Raw genomic sequence first — 17,845 nt, forward strand, 5'->3', positions numbered from 1 at the left:
GAGATCATTCTTTCCCAGTATGGATGCGACCGCATCCGGAACAAAACATACAACACCAGATTATAATCCTAATCCTCGTAAGAATCAAGGATTTCCTGTGCAATTTCTGCACGGCTGCGCCGGGTGTCCATGGCGCGCTTTTCAATGTAGCGGTGGGCGGCATCCTCGCTCATCTGCTCCCGCTCCACCAGACAGCATTTTGCATGGCTGACCAGCCGTACCTGTGCGATCTTTTCCTGCATCCGCGCGTTTTCCTGCCGGAGCAGCTGCAGGCGGTGGTTGCTGGCCGCGGCCAGATGGATGGCCTGCAGGAACAGCGTGTTGGAGAACGGCTTGCTCAGCAGCAGCACCCCCTGCTCACTCATGGGGGCCAGCAGCTGCTCGGCGGCTGCCGCCTTGGCCAGCAGCACCACGCCTGCGTCTGTTTTTTCTACGGCAGAGGAACACAGCTCGTGGCCGAACTCGTCCGGCAAAGGCGCGTTGACCACGATCAACTCAAAATCAGATTCCAGCATCCTGCGCCGGGCCTCGGCACCACTGGGGATGATCGTAGGCCGGGTGTATCCCAGCTCTGCCAGCCGCGCGGAGATGTACTCGTTGGAGCTTGCTCCGGCACTCACGATCAGAGCACGTCCCATTTGAATCGCTCCTTTCTCTTACATCCAGGCAAGGGGCCGAATCATTGCCCCTTCGTACTTTCCCTCAAAAGCGGTTCAGATGGCGTTGAAGTAGTGCACCCGCTCGTACTCTGCCGGGTCGGCGGCAGCTTTCAGGGCGGCACAGCGCTTCAGTTCTTCCTCATAGTACCGATGCGAAAGTTCCTCCGGCAGCACGCGGCGCAGGAACTCGCTCTCCTGCGCGGCCTGCACAGCCTCCTCCAGCGTGGAAGGCAGTCTTTCCAGCCCAAGACCTGCGGCCTCGGCGGGATCGAACAGATTCTTGTTGATGGGGGGCTGCAGCACCATCCGGTGCTCGATGCCGTCCAGACCGGCGGCCAGCACCAGACCCACGGCCAGATAGGGGTTGCAGGCAGGATCAGGGCTGCGCAGCTCCATGCGGCAGTTGTTGCCCTTGACCTGCGGGATGCGCACCAGCTGGCTGCGGTTCTGGCGGCTCCAGCTTACATAGCGGGGGGCCTCGTCACAGCCAAAGCGCTGGTAGCTGTTGGGCAGGGGATTGGTGAACACGGTCAGCTCCCGGCTGTGGGCCAGAACACCCGCCATAAAGCTGCCTGCAATGCTGTCCGGGGCAATGTCGCCCTCAAACAGATTGCGGCCGTCCATGCAGAGCGAAAGGTTGATGTGCAGGCCGCTGCCGGCCTGATCCGGCAGGGGCTTGGGCAGGAAGCTGGCGTGGATGCCGTTGCGCATGGCAACAGCTCGCACAATCTGCTTGAACATCATCACATTGTCGGCTGTTTTCAGGGGGCCGGCGTAGTGGCAGTCGATCTCGTTCTGGCCGTGGCCGCTCTCGTGATGGCTGTGCTGGGGGCTCATGCCCATCTGCTCCATGGTCAGGCAGATGTCCCGGCGCAGGTTCTCACCTGCATCCAGCGGGGCTACATCAAAGTAGCCGCCAAAGTCGATGGGGATGCGGGTGGGGCGGCCCCGGTCGTCATTCTCAAACAGGTAGAACTCGCACTCAGCCCCCACGTTGCAGGTCAGGCCCAACTTGCGGAAGCTGCGGCTCATCTGGCGCAGGAAGCCGCGGCAGTTGCCGCCAAAGGCAGCGCCGTCCGGCTTTTCCACGTCACAGAAGAACTGCATCACCCGGCCCTCGGTGGGCCGCCAGGGCAGGATGGTCACGGTGGAAAGATCGGGCCGGAGCACAAGATCGCTCTCCTCCACCTTCATAAAACCGGCAATGGAGCTGCCGTCAAAGCAGACACCATCCTCCATGGCCTTGGGCAGGTCACTGGCAAGCACGGCGATGTTTTTCTGGGTGCCAAAGATATCGCAGAAGGCAAAGCGGACGAATTTGACGTTGTTGTCCTCCACAAAATCAAGGATGTCCTGTTGGGTATTATAGCTCATAGTGGTTCCCTCCGAGCCGCAGGGCGCGGCAAATGGCACAACAGTGCAAAACTGGAAAAATCGGCTTGTGTTCTTAAAAAACGCCTAAAGGCCTGCTTCGTATGCGCAAAGCAGGTCTTTAGGCTGGTGTAAGAAATAGGAAAAGGGGAATGGCTTAAAAATCCAACAACCCAGCGATGCTTATCAAGCTATGTCAGAAAGATCAGACGTAGTAGAGCATCTTGCTGTAGCTGGGCAGAGGCCAGTAGTCCTCACCGCAGATGGTCTCGGCATCGTCAGCAGCGGCGCGCAGAGCATCCATCTTGGGCAGAACGTCATCGTGGAAGGAGACAGCCTTGGCACTCTCATCGGTCATGGCCTCAGCAGTATCCACGGCAGCCTGCAGGGCATCGATGGCATCGCTCATGGCATCGGCATCGGTGGACAGGCGGGTGAGGGTCTTGGTCTCGCTGCGCACGCTGATGGCCTCGCTGACGGCCAGCTTGGATGCAGCGGTGTTGGCAACCTCGCTCATGTAGGCGTTGATGGCGGGCAGCAGCTGCTTGCGGGCCATCTCCAGCATGGTCAGAGCCTCGATGTTGATGATCTTGGAGTAGTGCTCCATCTCGACCTCGTAACGGCTGTGCATCTCTACCTTGGTCAGGACACCGAAATCCTCCATCAGCTGGATGTTCTTCGGGTCGATCAGTGCGGGCAGAGCGGCGGGTGTATTCTTCTTGTTGGGCAGGCCGCGGCGTGCTGCTTCCTCTTCCCACTCGGCGGTGTAGCCGTTGCCGTTGAAGATGACACGGCGGTGGTCACGGATGGTGCGCTTGACCAGGGCAATGGCAGCGCTGGTAAAGTCCTCAGCGCCCTCCAGCTCGTCAGCGTAGCCCTTCAGCTCCTTGGCAACAGCGGTGTTCAGGATGGTGTCGCAGTCGCTCAGGTTCTGAGCAGAGCCGGGCATACGGAACTCGAACTTGTTGCCGGTAAAGGCAAAGGGAGAGGTGCGGTTGCGGTCGGTGGTATCCTTGCTGAACTTAGGCAGCACGTCCACGCCCAGATCCATCTTCATCTTCACGGGGCCGGCATAAGGAGAATCAGATGCAATGGCATCGATGACAGCTTCCAGCTCCTCGCCCACAAAGATCGAGATGATGGCCGGGGGTGCCTCATTGGCACCCAGACGGTGATCGTTGCCCGGGGTGGCTACAGAGGTGCGCAGCAGGTCGGCGTACTCGTCCACAGCCTTGATGACGGCGGCAAGGAACACCAGGAACTGCAGGTTCTCCATGGGGGTGTCACCGGGATCCAGCAGGTTCTCCTCGGTGGTGGACAGCGACCAGTTGTTGTGCTTGCCGCTGCCGTTCACGCCCTCAAAGGGCTTCTCGTGCTGCAGGCAGACCAGACCGTACTTGGGAGCGATCTTCTTCATCATCTCCATGGTCAGCAGGTTGTGGTCAATGGCAACATTGGTGGTGTCGAAGATGGGGGCCAGCTCATGCTGGCAGGGAGCCACTTCGTTGTGCTTGGTCTTGGCGGGAACGCCCAGCTTCCACAGCTCCTCGTCCAGCTCCTTCATAAATTCGGAGACCTCGGGACGGATGACACCGAAGTAATGCTCCTCCAGCTCCTGACCCTTGGCAGAGGGAGCACCGAACAGGGTGCGGCCGGTGAGGATCAGATCCTGACGTGCCTCGTAGTCTTCCTTCTTGACAAGGAAGTACTCCTGCTCGGGGCCGACGGTGGTGGAGACGTAATCAACATCCTTGCCGAACAGCTTCAGGATGCGGATGGCCTGACCGGACAGTGCGTTCATGGAGCGCAGCAGGGGGGTCTTTTTGTCCAGTGCCTCGCCGGTGTAGCTGACGAAAGCGGTGGGGATGCACAGTACGTCATCCTTCACGAAAGCGTAGCTGGTGGGGTCCCATGCGGTGTAGCCGCGGGCCTCGCAGGTGGCACGCAGGCCGCCGGAGGGGAAGGAGGAAGCATCGGGCTCGCCGCGCACCAGCTCCTTGCCGGAGAACTCCATGATGGCGGTACCGTCGCCCACGGGGCTCACAAAGCCGTCGTGCTTCTCACTGGTGATGCCGGTCAGCGGCTGGAACCAGTGGGTATAGTGGGTGGCGCCCAGCTCCATGGCCCAGCGCTTCATCACGCTGGCCACAACGTTTGCCACCTCGATATCCAGGGGTGCGCCCTTGTGCAGGGTGCGCTCCAGGCTCTTGTAAGTAGCGCTCGGCAGACGCTCCTTCATTACATGCTCGTTAAAGACCTTGCTGCCGTAGATTTCCATAACATTTGCTGCCATAAATCCTACTCCTTACTTGATCTTATGTCTGTCCCTTCCGAAACTGTCTCCCGCCGCCGAACTGCGGCCCGGAAACAGCGAAAAGCTTTTTAACAAAAATGGCGCTGCGAGTCAGGAGGTGACCCACAGCGCCGTTGCTGTCTATGGTTTGATTATATCCCGGAACGGCTCAAAAGGCAATTGACAAAACTAACGATTCTGCACAAACACGTTCTCGTTTTTTTGGGAGATATCGTATTTGGTATGACTTTTGCGGGTGGCATCCTCGCCCTCTCAGCTTCGCTTCGCTCAGCAGCTCTCCCAAAGGGAGAGCCAAAGGCTATCCCAGATGTAGCAGCATCTATTCTCTGTGATGCGTTGCCTCTCCCCTCGGGAGAGGTGGATGCGAACGAAGTGAGCAGACGGAGAGGGTTAAATCACCTGGAACAGGAAGAACTTCAGGTAATTGGTCTCGGGCACGCCCCACAGGATGGGGTGATCCGGGGCCTGCTGGCGCACCTCGATCTGCCGCAGCTGCCGGTGAGCATCCTTTGCGGCGGCGTGCAGCATCTTGATGAACAGCTCCTCGGTGGCAAAGTGAGAGCAGCTGGCCGTGGCCAGATAGCCGCCCCGGGGCAGCAGCTTCATGGCGCGGTAGTTGATTTCCTTATAGCCGCGCATGGCGTTCTCCACCGTGCGGCGGGCCTTGGTAAAGGCCGGCGGGTCAAGGATGATAAAGTCGTAGGGGTGGCCCTCCTTTTCCAGCCGGGGCAGCAGCTCAAAGGTGTCCTCGCAGAGGAAATCCATGTTGGTCAGGTTGTTGCGCTGGGCGTTCCGCTGGGCCATGGCAATGGCCTCGGCGCTGATGTCAGCGGCGGTGACCCGGGCAGCCCCGCCCTTGGCGGCGTTCAGCGCAAAGCTGCCGGTGTGGGTAAAGCAGTCCAGCACAGTGTGACCGGCAGCAATGCGGGCCACAGCCCGGCGGTTGTATTTCTGGTCGAGGAAAAAGCCGGTTTTCTGGCCGTTCTCAAAATCGACGTGGTAGAACACGCCGTTTTCGCAGATCTCGGTCTGGGTGCTGTCGGGGTGCGTCTCGCCGGGCAGGTCAAACCAGCCCTTGTTCTGTGCCAGGCCCTCCTTGGCCCGCAGAGCCTCGTCGTTGCGCTCGTAGATGCCCTCAATGGTCTGGCCGTCAGCGCGCAGAACTTCTGCCAGAAGGGGGAAGAGGATGGGCTTGAGCTTTTCCATGCCCACGCTCAGGGTCTGGGTGACAAGGATATTGCTGAACCGGTCCACAGTCAGGCCCGGGAACTGGTCAGCCTCGCCAAAGATGACACGGCAGGCGGTCAGGTCGGCGGGCTCCAGCACGGTCTTGCGGTAGGCCCAGGCGTATTCGACACGGCGCTTCCAGAAAGCGGCATCAAAGGTGTCGTTGGCGTTGCGGGAGATGAGCCGCACCCGGATCTTGCTTTTCAGCGAGAGAAAACCGGTGCCGAGATAGGCACCCTTTGTGCTGACCACATCGACCAGCGTGCCGTTTTCAGGCTCCACCTCCGGGGAACCCAGGATGTCGTTTTCGTACACCCAGGGGTGGCCGCCCACCAGCAGGCCCTCGGCGTGTTTGTTGACGGTGTAAACGGGGTAATTGCGAGAAGATTTCATAGTTGCTCCTGTTATAACTGGCTCGCCCTCTCAGTCTCGCTCCGCTCGCCAGCTCTCCCAAAGGGAGAGCCTTTGGCGATTTTCGATTTAGTCTCATCAAGCTTGAATACAGAGCGGCTCTTGGCTCCCCCTTTGGGGGAGCTGGCAATGCCGTCAGGCATTGACTGAGAGGGTGAGGATGCTAAAATTTCATACTGATATTTATTCTAGCATAAAAACGTGCTAGAATAAATACAAAAACACAGAAACGAGGAAAACGTCATGGAGATCGAACGCAAATGGATGGTGAACGGCTGGCCGGAGGGTGAAAACTTCCCGGCTCTGCCGCTCAAGGAAGAGTTTGCCATGCGGCAGGGATATATCAGCGTGCGGCCCACCGTGCGCATCCGGGAGGAGGCGCTCAAAGGCGGCGAGACGGCCTATATCCTCTGCTTTAAGTCAGGAAGCGGGCTTGCACGGGAGGAAATCGAGCGCCCCATCGACAAGAAACTGTTTGATGAACTGGAAACAAAGATCATCGGTAAGCCCCTGATCGGGAAGATCCGCAGAAGCTACGCCCTGCCCGATGGCCTTGTGCTGGAGGTGAACCATGTGGATGAGGGCCAGCCCACTGCGTTCTGGTACGCCGAGGTGGAATACCCCACCGTGGATGCTGCCCGCAGCTGGAAGCCGGAAGCCTTTGGCCTTGCAGACTATCTGAACGATGATGTCACCGACCAGCCCGGCCAGAGCATGGGAGCCTACTGGGAACAGACCCGGAAATAAAAATGACCCTCTCCGTCGCGCAGATACGGCCGCCTAGCCCTTGGGGAAAGACGGCAGCGCAAAGCAATGACAGAGAGGGTCATTATTTTTTACTTCTTGTGGTACATCCGGTCTGCTTCCTCATAGGTGGGCTCGCAGGTCAGATACATGCCCAGCTTCTTCACGGTATCCATATCCACGCTGGACAGGATGACGGTGGAGTGCATATCGCAGCCCTTCAGGTGGGAGAGCTGCTTGAGGGCGGCTGCAGCAGTGGGATTCTGCGCGGCCGAGCTGGACAGGGCAATCAGGATCTCGTCGGTGTGCAGGCGAGGGTTCTTGCTGCCCAGATAGTTGGTCTTGAGGGTCTGGATGGGCTCGATGGCGGCGGCAGAAACGAGGTCAAGCTCCTGGTCGATACCGGCCAGCTTTTTCAGCGCGTTGAGCAGAGCGGAGGAAGCGGCACCCAGCAGGGGGCCGGTCTTGCCGGTGACAACGGTACCGTCCGGCAGCTCAATGGCGGCAGCGGGGGCACCGCCGGTCTTTTCGGAGACTGCATGGGCGGCCTGCTCCACCGGGCGGCTGCCCAGGGTCAGTCCGGCCTGATTCATCAGCAGCTCCAGCTTGTAGACCTCGCTCTGGATCTGTGCGCCGTTCTTGAGGTCGCACAGGGCCTTGAAGTAGCGGCGGACGATCTCGTTGCGGGAAGCTTCGCAGCAGGCCGCATCATCCACGATGCAGTTGCCGGCCATATTCACGCCCATGTCGGTGGGGGAGTGGTAGGGGCTCTTGCCTGCAATCAGCTCAAACATGGCGTTGACCACGGGGAAGATCTCAATGTCGCGGTTGTAGTTGACCGCGGTCTTGCCATAGGCCTCCAGATGGAACGGGTCGATCATGTTCACATCGTTCAGGTCGGCGGTAGCGGCCTCGTATGCCAGGTTGACCGGGTGCTTCAGGGGGATGTTCCAGATGGGGAAGGTCTCAAACTTGGCATAGCCGGCCTTCACGCCCCGCTTGTATTCGTGGTACAGCTGGGACAGGCAGGTGGCCATCTTGCCGCTGCCGGGGCCGGGAGCCGTGATAACCACCAGCGGGCGCTGGGTCTCAATGTACTCGTTGCGGCCATAGCCCTCGTCGCTCACAATGCGGGCAACGTCGTTGGGGTAGCCGGGGATCTTATAGTGCCGGAAGGTGCGGATGCCCAGGCTGTTCAGCCGCTTCTCAAAGGCTTCCACCTCGGGGGCAGCGGTGTACATGGTCACGCATACGCTGCCCACAAACAGGCCGCGCTCCTGGAATGCATCGATGAGACGCAGAACGTCCAGATCATAAGTGATGCCATAGTCACCGCGCACCTTGCTGCTGACGATGTCCTCAGCGTTGATGACGATAACGACCTCGGCCTGATCCTTCAGCTGCAGCAGCATCTGCAGCTTGGAATCGGGCTGGAAGCCGGGCAGCACGCGGGAGGCGTGGTAGTCATCGAACAGCTTGCCGCCGAATTCCAGATACAGCTTGTTGTCGAACTGCGCGATCCGCTCCCGGATGTGCTCCGACTGCATCTGCAGGTATTTGTCGTTGTCAAATCCTTTTTTCATTCGTTGCTCCTCTTCCTGATTTCGGTTCCCATATCCTGCCCGGGCAGCGGGTTCCACAGCGGAAGTGTGCCCGGGGAATTACACAATACAAAAACAGTATATCATATCAGAGGAGCGGGTGCAATAAAAAATCAACAAAAGTCCCGCTCCTTCCAGCAGAGCGCTTCTGCCGGAAAGAGCGGGGCAGGGAGGAACAGTGCGGATTACAGGGTCAGCTGGATGCCGCTGAGGGTCACGGTATCCGGATCGGGCTCCTCATCCTTTGCTTTGGCGCGGGTCTGTTTGGGCAGAGCGTCCTCGTGGACTACTTTGCCGCATTCCAGCTCAGGGATGGCAAAGAAGGCCGCTTCCAGAGCACCAGGCAGCTCTACTTCACCGGTAACATGCAGGAATTCGATCTGAGCCAGCAGGTCTGCGCTCTCTGCGGGGATGACAGCATCGCCCAGCACATAGAGACGGGTGCCATACCGGCGCAGGGAAGAGGCGGTCAGTTCCAGGTCGTCCTCCACCACGGCGGTGCCGTCCGGCACGATGATCAGCTCGGTGGAATCCGGGAAGAGCGGGGCCAGAACGGGCGCAAGGCTTGCGCACAGGATGGCCTTTGGAGCGGAAAAGCGGCAGCCCTTGGCGGCCAGTGCGGCAGTGTCGAGCCTGGGGTCAACCGCCAGGAAGCGATGTTCATTCCAGTACAGGCGGCTTTGTGCCCGCAGCAGGAAGGTGTTGTCTAGCTTGATGGAGCTTCCCGGCAGGAGCACTGCATCATCGGGGTAGACCGCCAGCTTTCCGTTCAGGATGCAGCGGGCGGATACCACTGCCGAGAGGCACTGCGGGCAGTAGATCATACCGTTGACCAGAATGCAGGCGTACTTCTGTAAAACCTCCGCAGCATCCGGTGCGATCATCAGCTTGCCGTTGACCACCAGTACCTGCCCGGCGGCGGTCTGGCTGGCAGAGCTCAGCGTGACCTTGCCATTGACCACACCCACCGAGACCTCCTCCGGGACATTTTTGCAGAGCATCGAATCCAGAGAAATGTTGTGCTGGCTCAGGAGCGTCTGCACCCGGGGCGAGGTCAGCGCGATCATGCAGTCCAGCTTGATCTGCTCATAGCGGTCAAGAAAATCCTCCTGCACATTGCGCAGGTCCAGGATCATAGCGTCCACATTCAGGTTCTTTTTCATCATTTATTCCTCCGTAAGTTCAGTTTTGAGGCGATGGCGTATCTGGGCAAGGCGGCTGCGGACCGTGCCGGGCGGGAGACTGAGCAGCTGACCGATCTCGCTGGCATTGTAGCCCGCTGTATAGCGCAGGGTGAACAGCCGCCGTTCTTCCGGGGTGAGCAGAGCCAGCAGACTGGCGGCTTCCACTGTGTCCAGCGCGGAATCCGGTTCAGCACTGTCCTCTTCCGGGAAAAAGGTGCTGAGCAGCTGCTCCTCCTTTGCCGTCCGGCGGAGCTGGTCACAGTAGAGATTCCGCGCTGTGGTAAATAGCCAGGCTTTGCACTGCCGTTCCGTAAAGCTGTTGATAAGGGTCCGGTTCTGCAGTGCCCGCAGAAAGACTTCCTGGGTCAGATCCTCCGCCCGGGCTTCGTCCCGGCAGAGATTGAAACAGAAGTGTTCCAGCCTGTCCCAGAAGGTCTCGTACAGCAGCTCCCACATGGGGCTTCCTCCTTTCATTGCGTCGTTCTGCCTGTAAGACGAAGGAGACCGGGGAAGTGTTGGATAGATCCGGAGAAAAATAAACCCTCAGTCTCGCTGGCGCTCGCCAGCTCTCCTACCAGGAGAGCCTTTGGCATGGCGGTAAACAGCGTGAAACTGAGGGAAACTCCTTGATTTAATGTTTTGCTTCCAGTGCTTCAAGATCTTCTTTGATCTCTTCCACATCTTCTTTCAGGAACATCAGGCAGAAGCTGACGGCCAGCAGCAGGCAGGAGAGCCAGATGGCCTTTGCGCCGCAGAGGTCCAGCGCCAGGCTGCCCAGGCCCGCGCCCAGCGCAAACAGGAGGATGATGCCCCAGTAATAAAGGGATTTTTTCAGGGCGGCAGGATTGCGGTTGAGCACCCAGCTGCAGAGGGAGTCCATGCCGCTGCGCATGTTGCCGATGCACATGGTGCTGGCAAAGGCATAACCGTTCACCTTGCGGAAGGTCTGCACCTGCATCGCACAGGCAAACGAGACCAGCGCATTGGCCATAAGATTCCACTCCTGCGGGAAAAAGCCCACCACGAACAGCATCACGATCTCACATAGCACCACCAGCTGCCGCCAGTGGAGCCGCTGCAGATTCTGCAGCTTCTGGTGCATCAGCTCTGCCGCGAACACGCCCAGCGCAAAGAAGCACAGGGGCACAAGATAATGCAGCACACGCCCCCACTCCCCGGCAAAGGCATGGACAGCCATCAGCACGATGTTGCCGGTCTGGGCGTTGGCAAACACCTTGCCCCGGAACAGATAGGTGTATACGTCCTGCAGGCCGCCGGACAGTGAAAGGAACATTGCCGTGCAGAAGGCTTCCGACATCTGGCCGCGGCGCTTTTTCTTGGAATTCATGCAAATTCCCCCTCTGTTTTTTTACCCCTATACTATAGCGCGGGTTGACGTATTTGTCAAAAACAAAAGGTGATTTTTGGCGGTTTTGACCATGTAAAACGAATATGCCTGCCATGTATTTTGCAATTGCATCCGGGTTGTGCTACAATAAGGTCATTCATACAGAAAAAGGAGAATCTCCCCATGCCCAATATCATCGAGATCACGGACTTTCACGCGCCGGAGCTGGACCCCTACGCCCGCCTGACACAGAACCAGCTGCGCAGTCGGCTGGAACCCGAAAAAGGCATCTTCATTGCCGAGAGCCCCAAGGTGATCTCCCGGGCACTGGATGCAGGCTTTGTGCCGGTCTCCCTGCTGATGGAGCGCAGGCAGATCACCGGCCCTGCGGCGGAGATCCTGACCCGCTGCGGGGATGCACCCATTTATACTGCTGACCGGGAGCTGCTGGCTGCACTGACAGGCTACGAGCTGACCCGGGGTGTGCTCTGCGCCTTTCAACGTCCAAAGCCTCGCACCGTGGAGGAGCTTTGCCGGAATGCCCGGCGGGTGGCCGTGCTGGAGGGTATTGTGGATTCCACCAACGTGGGTGCCATCTTCCGCAGCGCGGCAGCGCTGAACATGGACGCAGTTCTCGTCAATCCCTCCTGCTGTGACCCGCTCTGCCGCCGGGCCGTGCGCGTGAGTATGGGCACAGTATTTCAGGTGCCCTGGGCGCAGATCGGTGAAACGCCTGCTGATTGGCCCGAAAAGGGGCTTGCTCAGCTGAATGCCCTGGGCTTCAAGACGGCTGCCATGGCCTTGAGTGACCGTTCGGTCAGCATTGATGACGAAGCCCTTGCCCGGGAGCCGAAGCTTGCCATTGTGCTGGGCACGGAGGGAGACGGCCTTTCCCATACCACCATCGCATCCTGCGATTACACAGTCAAGATCCCCATGTCCCACGGGGTCGATTCCCTGAATGTTGCCGCCGCCAGCGCCGTGGCGTTCTGGCAGCTGGGCAAACAGTAATTCATAAGCCACACAGCAAAACTCCCGCCCGGAGCCGGGCGGGAGTTTTGCTATGCCTTAGAAGGATTCAAAGGAGAAATTACTTTTTCATGTAGATGTGGTGGGGCAGACCTGCAATGTACAGCGGAGTCAGCTCAGCCTGGATCAGCGGGCGGGCATACTCGAGGAATTCCTCGGTCATCTGGGTGTGATTCTCGTTCATCCAGCTCAGGGGAACCTTCTTCTCGAGGTTTGCAACTTCACTGATGGGGTGCAGCTCGGTGATGTACTGATAGGGGCTGTTGGAGATGCGCTTCAGGGCGACCATCTGACCGGTGACACCCTCAAAGGCAGCCTTGGCAGCAGCGCCGCCCACCTGGTAAGCCTCGGTGATGTCGGTGCGGCTGGTCAGGTGACCAGCGCAGCGCTGCAGGGTAGACAGCTCGATACAGCGGGTCTTGGTATCCAGATTGCGGGCGACCACATTCGCCAGATAGCGTGCGGTACCAGTCAGTGCCTTGTGGCCGAAAGCGTCCACTGCGTGCACATCATCGGCCAGCTCACAGACGTAACGACCGTCCTCGAGCTTGACACCCTCGGAAACAGCGATCACGATGCTGGGCTTCTTCTCCTGCATGGCGCGGACCTTCTCAATGAAGTGCTCCACGTTGAAGGGGACTTCGGGCAGACAGATCATATCCACGCCCTCGCAGTCATCGCTCTTGGCCAGAGAGGCAGCAGCGGTCAGCCAGCCGGCGTTGCGGCCCATGATCTCGACCACGGTGACATAATTGGTGCCGTAAACGGTGGCATCGCGGATAATCTCCTTCATCACCACACCGATGTACTTTGCCGCAGAGCCGTAGCCGGGGGTGTGGTCGGTCACCATCAGGTCGTTATCGATGGTCTTGGGAACGCCCATGAAGCGGATGTCGCTCTGGATGCGGTTGCCGTACTCGGCCAGCTTGCCGATGGTATCCATGGAGTCGTTGCCGCCAATGTAGAAGAAGTAGCCAATGTTCAGCTTTTCCAGGATGGTGAACAGCTTCTTGTAAACGGTCTCGTCATCGTGCCAATCGGGCAGCTTATAGCGGCAGCTGCCCAGGAAGCTGGACGGGGTGCGCTTGAGCAGCTCGATATCCAGGTCGTCGGTCAGCACGGTGGAAAGATCCACCACGCGCTCCTCCAGCAGACCGGCAACGCCGTTGCACATGCCGTAAACGATCTCAGCGCCGCGGCTCTTGCAGCTCTCGAATACGCCTGCCAGACTTGCATTGATGACGGAGGTAGGGCCGCCAGACTGACCAACGATTGCATTTTTACCCATGATGATTTCTCCTTTTCTTCTGTTTCGGCTTTTATATTATCGTGCAGGAGCACGAAAACAGACCACGAGGGGGGAGGAAACGCGCAAATGAAACTTACAGGCAGATATGGCGCGGGGTACCGTTGACATAGACCGGTGTCACTTCGTCCAGGATGAGCGGGCGGGCATACTCCTCAAATGCCGCCGTCACCTGCATTCCGTCCGGGGTGATCCAGTCCAGCGGCACCTTTTTCTCCAGGTTTGCCACCTGCCGGACATCCACCGACTCGGTGATGCACTGGTAGGGGTAATCGGAAATGCGCTTGAGCGAGATCATCCGCCCGGTCTCGCCCGCAAAGGCAGCGGAAGCGGCAGCGCCGCCCACGGCGTAGGCCTCGTTCACATCGGTGCGGCTGGCCAGATGGCTGGCGCAGCGCTGCAGGGTCGAGAACTCAATGGCACGGCTCTTGCAGTTCAGGTTGTCGTGGATGAGATCGGAAAGGTACCGGCTGGTGCCGCTGAGGATGGCCTTGTGACCAAAGGCATCCAGCTGCCCGGCGGTAGAGACCAGATCGCACAGATAGGTGCCGTCGGCAGTCTTAACGCCCTCGCTGGCTGCAATGATGACATTGGGTTTGACCCGCTGCAGCTCGTCCACCCGGGTCAGGAACCTGTCCGGGTCAAAGGGAACTTCGGGCAGCAGGATGAGGTCGGGGCCTTCGCAGTCATCGCCGCCGGCCAGGCAGGCCGCACCGGCCAGCCAGCCCGCGTGGCGGCCCATGATCTCGGCCACCGTCACGCTGCGGATGTTGTAAACGGAGGAGTCACGGATGACCTCCTTCAGGATGGTGGCAATGTACTTGGCGGCAGAGCCGTAGCCGGGGGTGTGGTCGGTCAGGCAAAGGTCGTTGTCGATGGTCTTGGGCACACCGATGAACCGGACGCTGCTGCCCACCTGGGCACCGTAACGGGAGAGTTTTGCAATGGTGTCCATCGAGTCATTGCCGCCGATGTAGAACAGAGCACAGATATCGTACTTGTCAAACAGGGTGAACAGCTTGATGAACGGGGTAGAGTCCACATCCGGGTCCGGCAGCTTGTAGCGGCAGCTGCCCAGATAGCTGGACGGGGTGCGCTTGAGCAGCTCGATACTCATGCGGTCATCCAGCAGAACGTTCAGTTCCAGCATCTCTTCCTTTAAAAGGCCCTCGATGCCGTACTTCATTCCGTAGACTTTATCGGCCCCCAGACTGCAGGCAGCTTTGTATACGCCTGCCAGGCTGGAATTGATAACGGCGGTGGGGCCGCCGCTTTGGCCGATGATGACATTCTTTGACATACGTCCTCCTTATCCAAAAGAACAACATTTTACGTCCTGCAAAGCACGCGGTCAGTCCCCCTGTGTCCTCCCAGAGCCCTGCACTGCCCGGGGAAGGAGAATGTGGATGCGGATGCGCGCCGCAAGTCGTACAAAAAGAATGCAGGATGTGCATCTGATTCAATGAAAACTGTGCAATTCCTGCAACAATACTATTGTAAACTATTTCTCTGTTGTATGCAAGACCTGATTGGTTGCATGGGCAAAAAAATTATGATACAATATTTGGCGTATCCTACAAAAACATAGGGTCGGTCGGAGTGCAGAATGCAAACTTTGCAATTTTTCGGGGATACTGACCGTAATGATAGAGAAAAGAAAACAGGGAAAGGCGGGAAAGAGAATGGGAATCTCACACGAATATCATTCCACCCATGGCCGGAGACGGCGCAGCAAGGCAGGCACCGGCCTGCGGCTGGCGGGGGTCATTGCAGCGATCCTGCTGCTGTCGCTGGCCATCACGGCCATTCTGGAAAATGGCGAAAAGCAGAGCGAGGCTGTCCAGCAAAGCCCGGCGGCGGGCACAGCGGCCAATATCCTGGCTCCGCTGCCCATGCAGGGAGATACGGGAGCCTCTGCGGCAGACAGCGCCGGCGGTACGGCAGGGGAAGGCAGTGGAACCGCCGATGCGGCGGCTGTCACGCTGGAACAGTTCGGACCCGCCCGGCAGGCAGCGGGGGCCTATCAGGTCAAGGCGTATGACAGCAGCGTGATCCGTCAGCCCAGCTGTGGGCAGGTGGATCTGAGTTACTTTTCGGATGCGGCCCTGCTGGGCGACAGCCTGACCGTGGGCTTTTCCGATTACAGCATCAACCTGGGCGGGGCGCTCATCTGTGGCTATACCGGCGTGGGCCCCGATGCCATCGTGAACCGCAGCGCGGTCAAGAGCAGCGTGCGCGGCTCAGAGGTGGCAATGGATGTGCTGACAGCGGCCCAGCCGAAAAAGCTCTATATCCTGCTGGGCACCAACACGCTGACCACGCTGGGGGCAGCAGACCGCTTTCTGGCCTACTATGGCCAGATGCTGGATCAGCTCAGGCAGGCCCTGCCCGGCTGCGTCATCTATGTCCAGTCCATCCCGCCGGTGCGGCCCCAGGCCGCTGCGGAAAAGCCCGGTCTTGCGTCCGATGTCCTGCGCTCGGTGAACGAGCAGCTGGCAAAGCTGGCTGCAGACAAGGGCTGTGTCTACCTTGACCTGTGGGAGACCTTTGCCGATGAGAACGGGAATCTGAAGGAGATGCTGGCGGCTCCGGATGGAGTCCACTTCTCGGCCGGAAACGGCTACGGTGCCTGGGTCACCTACCTGCGCAACCACGCAAAGTATTCGGCTTCCAACTCCTGGACCATGGGCAGCGCATACAGCGCTGAATAAAGAGCGAAACGCAAAAACGGCATCGCAGACCGATTGGTTTGCGATGCCGTTTTTTATGTTGATCGGGAAGGAAAGCAGCTTACTTCAGCTTGCTCTTTGCCTTCATGCGCTGGTCGTGGTTCAGGATCTGCTTGCGGATGCGCAGGTTCTCAGGGGTGACCTCCAGCAGCTCATCCTGTGCCAGGAACTCCAGGCAGCCCTCCAGGCTCAGCTTGCTGACGGGGATCAGGCGCAGAGCGTCATCGGAACCGGAAGCACGGGTATTGGTCAGGTGCTTGGTCTTGCAGACGTTGACATCCACATCCTCGCCGGAAGCGGTGTAGCCGATGACCATGCCCTCGTAGACCTTTTCGCCAGCGCCCACCAGCAGGGTGCCGCGCTGCTGCGCGTTGTACAGGCCGTAGGTAACGGCATCGCCGGTCTCAAAGCTGACCAGAGAACCGGTGGAACGGTTGGCAATCATGCCGGCCCAGACATCGTAGCCATCAAAGATCTGGTTGAGGATGCCTTCGCCGTGGGTATCGGTCAGGAACTGGTTGCGGTAGCCGAACAGGCCGCGGCTGGGCATCCGGAACTCCAGGCGGACACGGTCGGTGCCCAGGGACTCCATCTGCTGCAGGACGGCTTTGCGCTGGCCCAGGCCGGTCATCACAGCACCCTGATACTGGGTGGGAACGTCGATGACAACGTGCTCCATGGGCTCGTAGGTCTTGCCGTCGATGACCTTGGTCAGAACGTGCGGGGGAGAGACCTGCAGCTCGTAGCCTTCACGGCGCATGGTCTCGATCAGGATGGACAGGTGCATCTCACCACGGCCCATAACGCGGAAGGAATCGGTGGTGGGAGAATCCTCCACCTTCAGAGCAACGTCCTTCAGCAGCTCTTTCTGCAGGCGGTCACGAATCTGGCGGCTGGTGACGTACTTGCCCTCACGGCCGGCCAGGGGGCTGTCGTTGACGGAGAAGGTCATCTCCACGGTGGGGTCGTTGATCTTCACGAAGGGCAGCGGCTCAACCTGAGAGGGAGCACACAGCGTGTTGCCGATGGTGACATCGGGCAGGCCGGAGAATGCAACGATATCGCCTGCGGTGATGTTGTCGCAGGGCTGGCGGCCATTGGCCTGGAAATCGTACAGCTTGGTCAGGCGGCCGCGCATCTTCAGGTCGGGGTTGTGCCAGTCGCACACGACCACTTCCTCGCCGACCTTGGCAACGCCGTTCTGGATGCGGCCAATGCCGATGCGGCCAACGAACTCGTTGTAGTCAACAGAGGAGACCAGCATCTGGAAGGGAGCCTCGGGGTCACCCTGAGGAGGCTGGATGGTGTCCAGCAGGGTGTCGAACAGGGGGATCAGGTCGGTGCCGGGCACATCGGGGTCCAGGCTTGCGGTGCCCTGACGGCCGCAGCAGAACAGGATGGGGCATTCCAGCTGCTCATCGGAAGCGCCCAGATCCATCAGCAGGTAAAGCACCTCGTCGATGACTTCCTTGATGCGGGCATCGGGGCGGTCGATCTTGTTGATGGCAACCACCAGGCTCAGGTTCTGCTGCAGAGCCTTCTGCAGAACAAAACGGGTCTGGGGCATGCAGCCCTCAGCAGCGTCCACCAGCAGCAGTACGCCGTTGACCATCTTCAGCACGCGCTCGACCTCGCCGCCAAAGTCGGCGTGGCCCGGGGTATCAACGATGTTGATCTTGACACCCTTGTAGGTGCAGGAGCAGTTCTTGGCCAGAATGGTGATACCGCGCTCACGCTCGATATCGCCGCTGTCCATGACACGCTCTGCCACGACCTGATTGTCGCGGAAAGCGCCGCTCTGACGCAGCATGGCATCCACCAGCGTGGTCTTGCCGTGGTCAACGTGAGCGATAATGGCGACGTTGCGCAAATCGTTACGAACCATAAATAACTACCTCTCTATTTTGAATCTCTGTAGAAGT

At 59.2% G+C, this 17,845-nt stretch carries 14 protein-coding genes; 3 read left to right on the forward strand and 11 right to left on the reverse strand.

The features are described 5' to 3' along the window. Positions 1-68: 68 nt before the first annotated feature. The 4 genes from D3F01_RS00095 to D3F01_RS00110 all read right to left on the reverse strand — a co-directional run bounded on the left by D3F01_RS00095 (position 69) and on the right by D3F01_RS00110 (position 5,964). Positions 69-638 carry an ANTAR domain-containing protein gene (locus D3F01_RS00095; RefSeq protein ID WP_097771242.1) on the reverse strand — a complete coding sequence of 190 codons (570 nt, stop codon included), beginning with the start codon at positions 636-638 and terminating at the stop codon, positions 69-71. Between the two features lie 75 nt (positions 639-713). Beyond that, positions 714-2,033: a glutamine synthetase family protein gene (locus tag D3F01_RS00100; RefSeq protein ID WP_242885391.1), complete on the reverse strand. Its 1,320-nt coding sequence runs from the start codon at positions 2,031-2,033 to the stop codon at positions 714-716. Positions 2,034-2,235: 202 nt separating this feature from the next. Beyond that, complete coding sequence (locus tag D3F01_RS00105) at positions 2,236-4,323, reverse strand: glutamine synthetase III (RefSeq protein ID WP_156075758.1); 2,088 nt, start codon at positions 4,321-4,323, stop codon at positions 2,236-2,238. 411 nt (positions 4,324-4,734) lie between these two features. Beyond that, entirely contained in the window at positions 4,735-5,964 is a 1,230-nt protein-coding gene (locus D3F01_RS00110) for a class I SAM-dependent rRNA methyltransferase (protein WP_242885393.1), read from the reverse strand. A gap of 261 nt (positions 5,965-6,225) precedes the next feature. Between D3F01_RS00110 and D3F01_RS00115 the strand changes: the two genes are divergently transcribed. Beyond that, positions 6,226-6,729 carry a CYTH domain-containing protein gene (locus D3F01_RS00115; protein ID WP_098922209.1) on the forward strand — a complete coding sequence of 168 codons (504 nt, stop codon included), beginning with the start codon at positions 6,226-6,228 and terminating at the stop codon, positions 6,727-6,729. Positions 6,730-6,818: 89 nt separating this feature from the next. Here D3F01_RS00115 and D3F01_RS00120 read toward each other — a convergent pair whose 3' ends face one another. The 4 genes from D3F01_RS00120 to D3F01_RS00135 form a co-directional block, all read right to left on the reverse strand. Beyond that, complete coding sequence (locus D3F01_RS00120; RefSeq protein ID WP_098922210.1) at positions 6,819-8,309, reverse strand: DUF1846 domain-containing protein; 1,491 nt, start codon at positions 8,307-8,309, stop codon at positions 6,819-6,821. A 203-nt stretch (positions 8,310-8,512) separates the two neighbouring features. Continuing rightward, a complete protein-coding gene (locus D3F01_RS00125; RefSeq protein WP_242885396.1) occupies positions 8,513-9,493 on the reverse strand; it encodes a hypothetical protein in 981 nt (326 codons plus the stop codon). After that, positions 9,494-9,967 (reverse strand): sigma-70 family RNA polymerase sigma factor, encoded by a 474-nt coding sequence (locus D3F01_RS00130; RefSeq protein ID WP_242885398.1) that lies wholly within the window; start codon positions 9,965-9,967, stop codon positions 9,494-9,496. It lies immediately after the preceding gene. Between the two features lie 175 nt (positions 9,968-10,142). Next, a complete protein-coding gene (locus D3F01_RS00135) occupies positions 10,143-10,859 on the reverse strand; it encodes a YoaK family protein (protein ID WP_097771222.1) in 717 nt (238 codons plus the stop codon). A gap of 183 nt (positions 10,860-11,042) precedes the next feature. Between D3F01_RS00135 and D3F01_RS00140 the strand changes: the two genes are divergently transcribed. Continuing rightward, the gene (locus D3F01_RS00140) at positions 11,043-11,870 is read left to right on the forward strand and encodes an RNA methyltransferase (protein WP_005934478.1); all 828 of its coding nucleotides are present in this window, start codon (positions 11,043-11,045) and stop codon (positions 11,868-11,870) included. Between the two features lie 79 nt (positions 11,871-11,949). On the opposite strand, the gene D3F01_RS00145 is transcribed toward D3F01_RS00140, so the two are convergent. Then, positions 11,950-13,176 (reverse strand): 6-phosphofructokinase, encoded by a 1,227-nt coding sequence (locus tag D3F01_RS00145; RefSeq protein ID WP_156064457.1) that lies wholly within the window; start codon positions 13,174-13,176, stop codon positions 11,950-11,952. Between the two features lie 94 nt (positions 13,177-13,270). Next, on the reverse strand, positions 13,271-14,494 hold the full coding sequence (locus D3F01_RS00150; RefSeq protein WP_242885401.1) for a 6-phosphofructokinase: 1,224 nt from the start codon (positions 14,492-14,494) through the stop codon (positions 13,271-13,273). 382 nt (positions 14,495-14,876) lie between these two features. On the opposite strand from D3F01_RS00150, the gene D3F01_RS00155 reads away from it, so the two are divergent. Continuing rightward, positions 14,877-15,905, forward strand: a complete 1,029-nt coding sequence (locus D3F01_RS00155) for a GDSL-type esterase/lipase family protein (RefSeq protein WP_242885405.1) — start codon at positions 14,877-14,879, stop codon at positions 15,903-15,905. A 79-nt stretch (positions 15,906-15,984) separates the two neighbouring features. Here D3F01_RS00155 and typA read toward each other — a convergent pair whose 3' ends face one another. After that, positions 15,985-17,808 carry a translational GTPase TypA gene (typA, locus tag D3F01_RS00160; RefSeq protein ID WP_097771893.1) on the reverse strand — a complete coding sequence of 608 codons (1,824 nt, stop codon included), beginning with the start codon at positions 17,806-17,808 and terminating at the stop codon, positions 15,985-15,987. Between the last annotated feature and the right edge of the window lie 37 nt (positions 17,809-17,845).

The sequence above is a fragment of the Faecalibacterium sp. BCRC 81149 genome (assembly GCF_022750605.1).
GTDB classification, from domain to species: domain Bacteria; phylum Bacillota; class Clostridia; order Oscillospirales; family Ruminococcaceae; genus Faecalibacterium; species Faecalibacterium duncaniae.

Excerpts from the sequence above, each read along its gene's own strand:
- typA (WP_097771893.1), bottom strand. The coding sequence starts at position 17,808 with ATGGTTCGTAACGATTTGCGCAACGTCGCCATTATCGCTCACGTTGAC.
- D3F01_RS00155 (WP_242885405.1), top strand. The coding sequence starts at position 14,877 with ATGGGAATCTCACACGAATATCATTCCACCCATGGCCGGAGACGGCGC.
- D3F01_RS00145 (WP_156064457.1), bottom strand. The coding sequence starts at position 13,176 with ATGGGTAAAAATGCAATCGTTGGTCAGTCTGGCGGCCCTACCTCCGTC.
- D3F01_RS00150 (WP_242885401.1), bottom strand. The coding sequence starts at position 14,494 with ATGTCAAAGAATGTCATCATCGGCCAAAGCGGCGGCCCCACCGCCGTT.
- D3F01_RS00110 (WP_242885393.1), bottom strand. The coding sequence starts at position 5,964 with ATGAAATCTTCTCGCAATTACCCCGTTTACACCGTCAACAAACACGCC.
- D3F01_RS00130 (WP_242885398.1), bottom strand. The coding sequence starts at position 9,967 with ATGTGGGAGCTGCTGTACGAGACCTTCTGGGACAGGCTGGAACACTTC.
- D3F01_RS00105 (WP_156075758.1), bottom strand. The coding sequence starts at position 4,323 with ATGGCAGCAAATGTTATGGAAATCTACGGCAGCAAGGTCTTTAACGAG.
- D3F01_RS00135 (WP_097771222.1), bottom strand. The coding sequence starts at position 10,859 with ATGAATTCCAAGAAAAAGCGCCGCGGCCAGATGTCGGAAGCCTTCTGC.
- D3F01_RS00115 (WP_098922209.1), top strand. The coding sequence starts at position 6,226 with ATGGAGATCGAACGCAAATGGATGGTGAACGGCTGGCCGGAGGGTGAA.
- D3F01_RS00095 (WP_097771242.1), bottom strand. The coding sequence starts at position 638 with ATGGGACGTGCTCTGATCGTGAGTGCCGGAGCAAGCTCCAACGAGTAC.
- D3F01_RS00140 (WP_005934478.1), top strand. The coding sequence starts at position 11,043 with ATGCCCAATATCATCGAGATCACGGACTTTCACGCGCCGGAGCTGGAC.
- D3F01_RS00125 (WP_242885396.1), bottom strand. The coding sequence starts at position 9,493 with ATGATGAAAAAGAACCTGAATGTGGACGCTATGATCCTGGACCTGCGC.
- D3F01_RS00120 (WP_098922210.1), bottom strand. The coding sequence starts at position 8,309 with ATGAAAAAAGGATTTGACAACGACAAATACCTGCAGATGCAGTCGGAG.
- D3F01_RS00100 (WP_242885391.1), bottom strand. The coding sequence starts at position 2,033 with ATGAGCTATAATACCCAACAGGACATCCTTGATTTTGTGGAGGACAAC.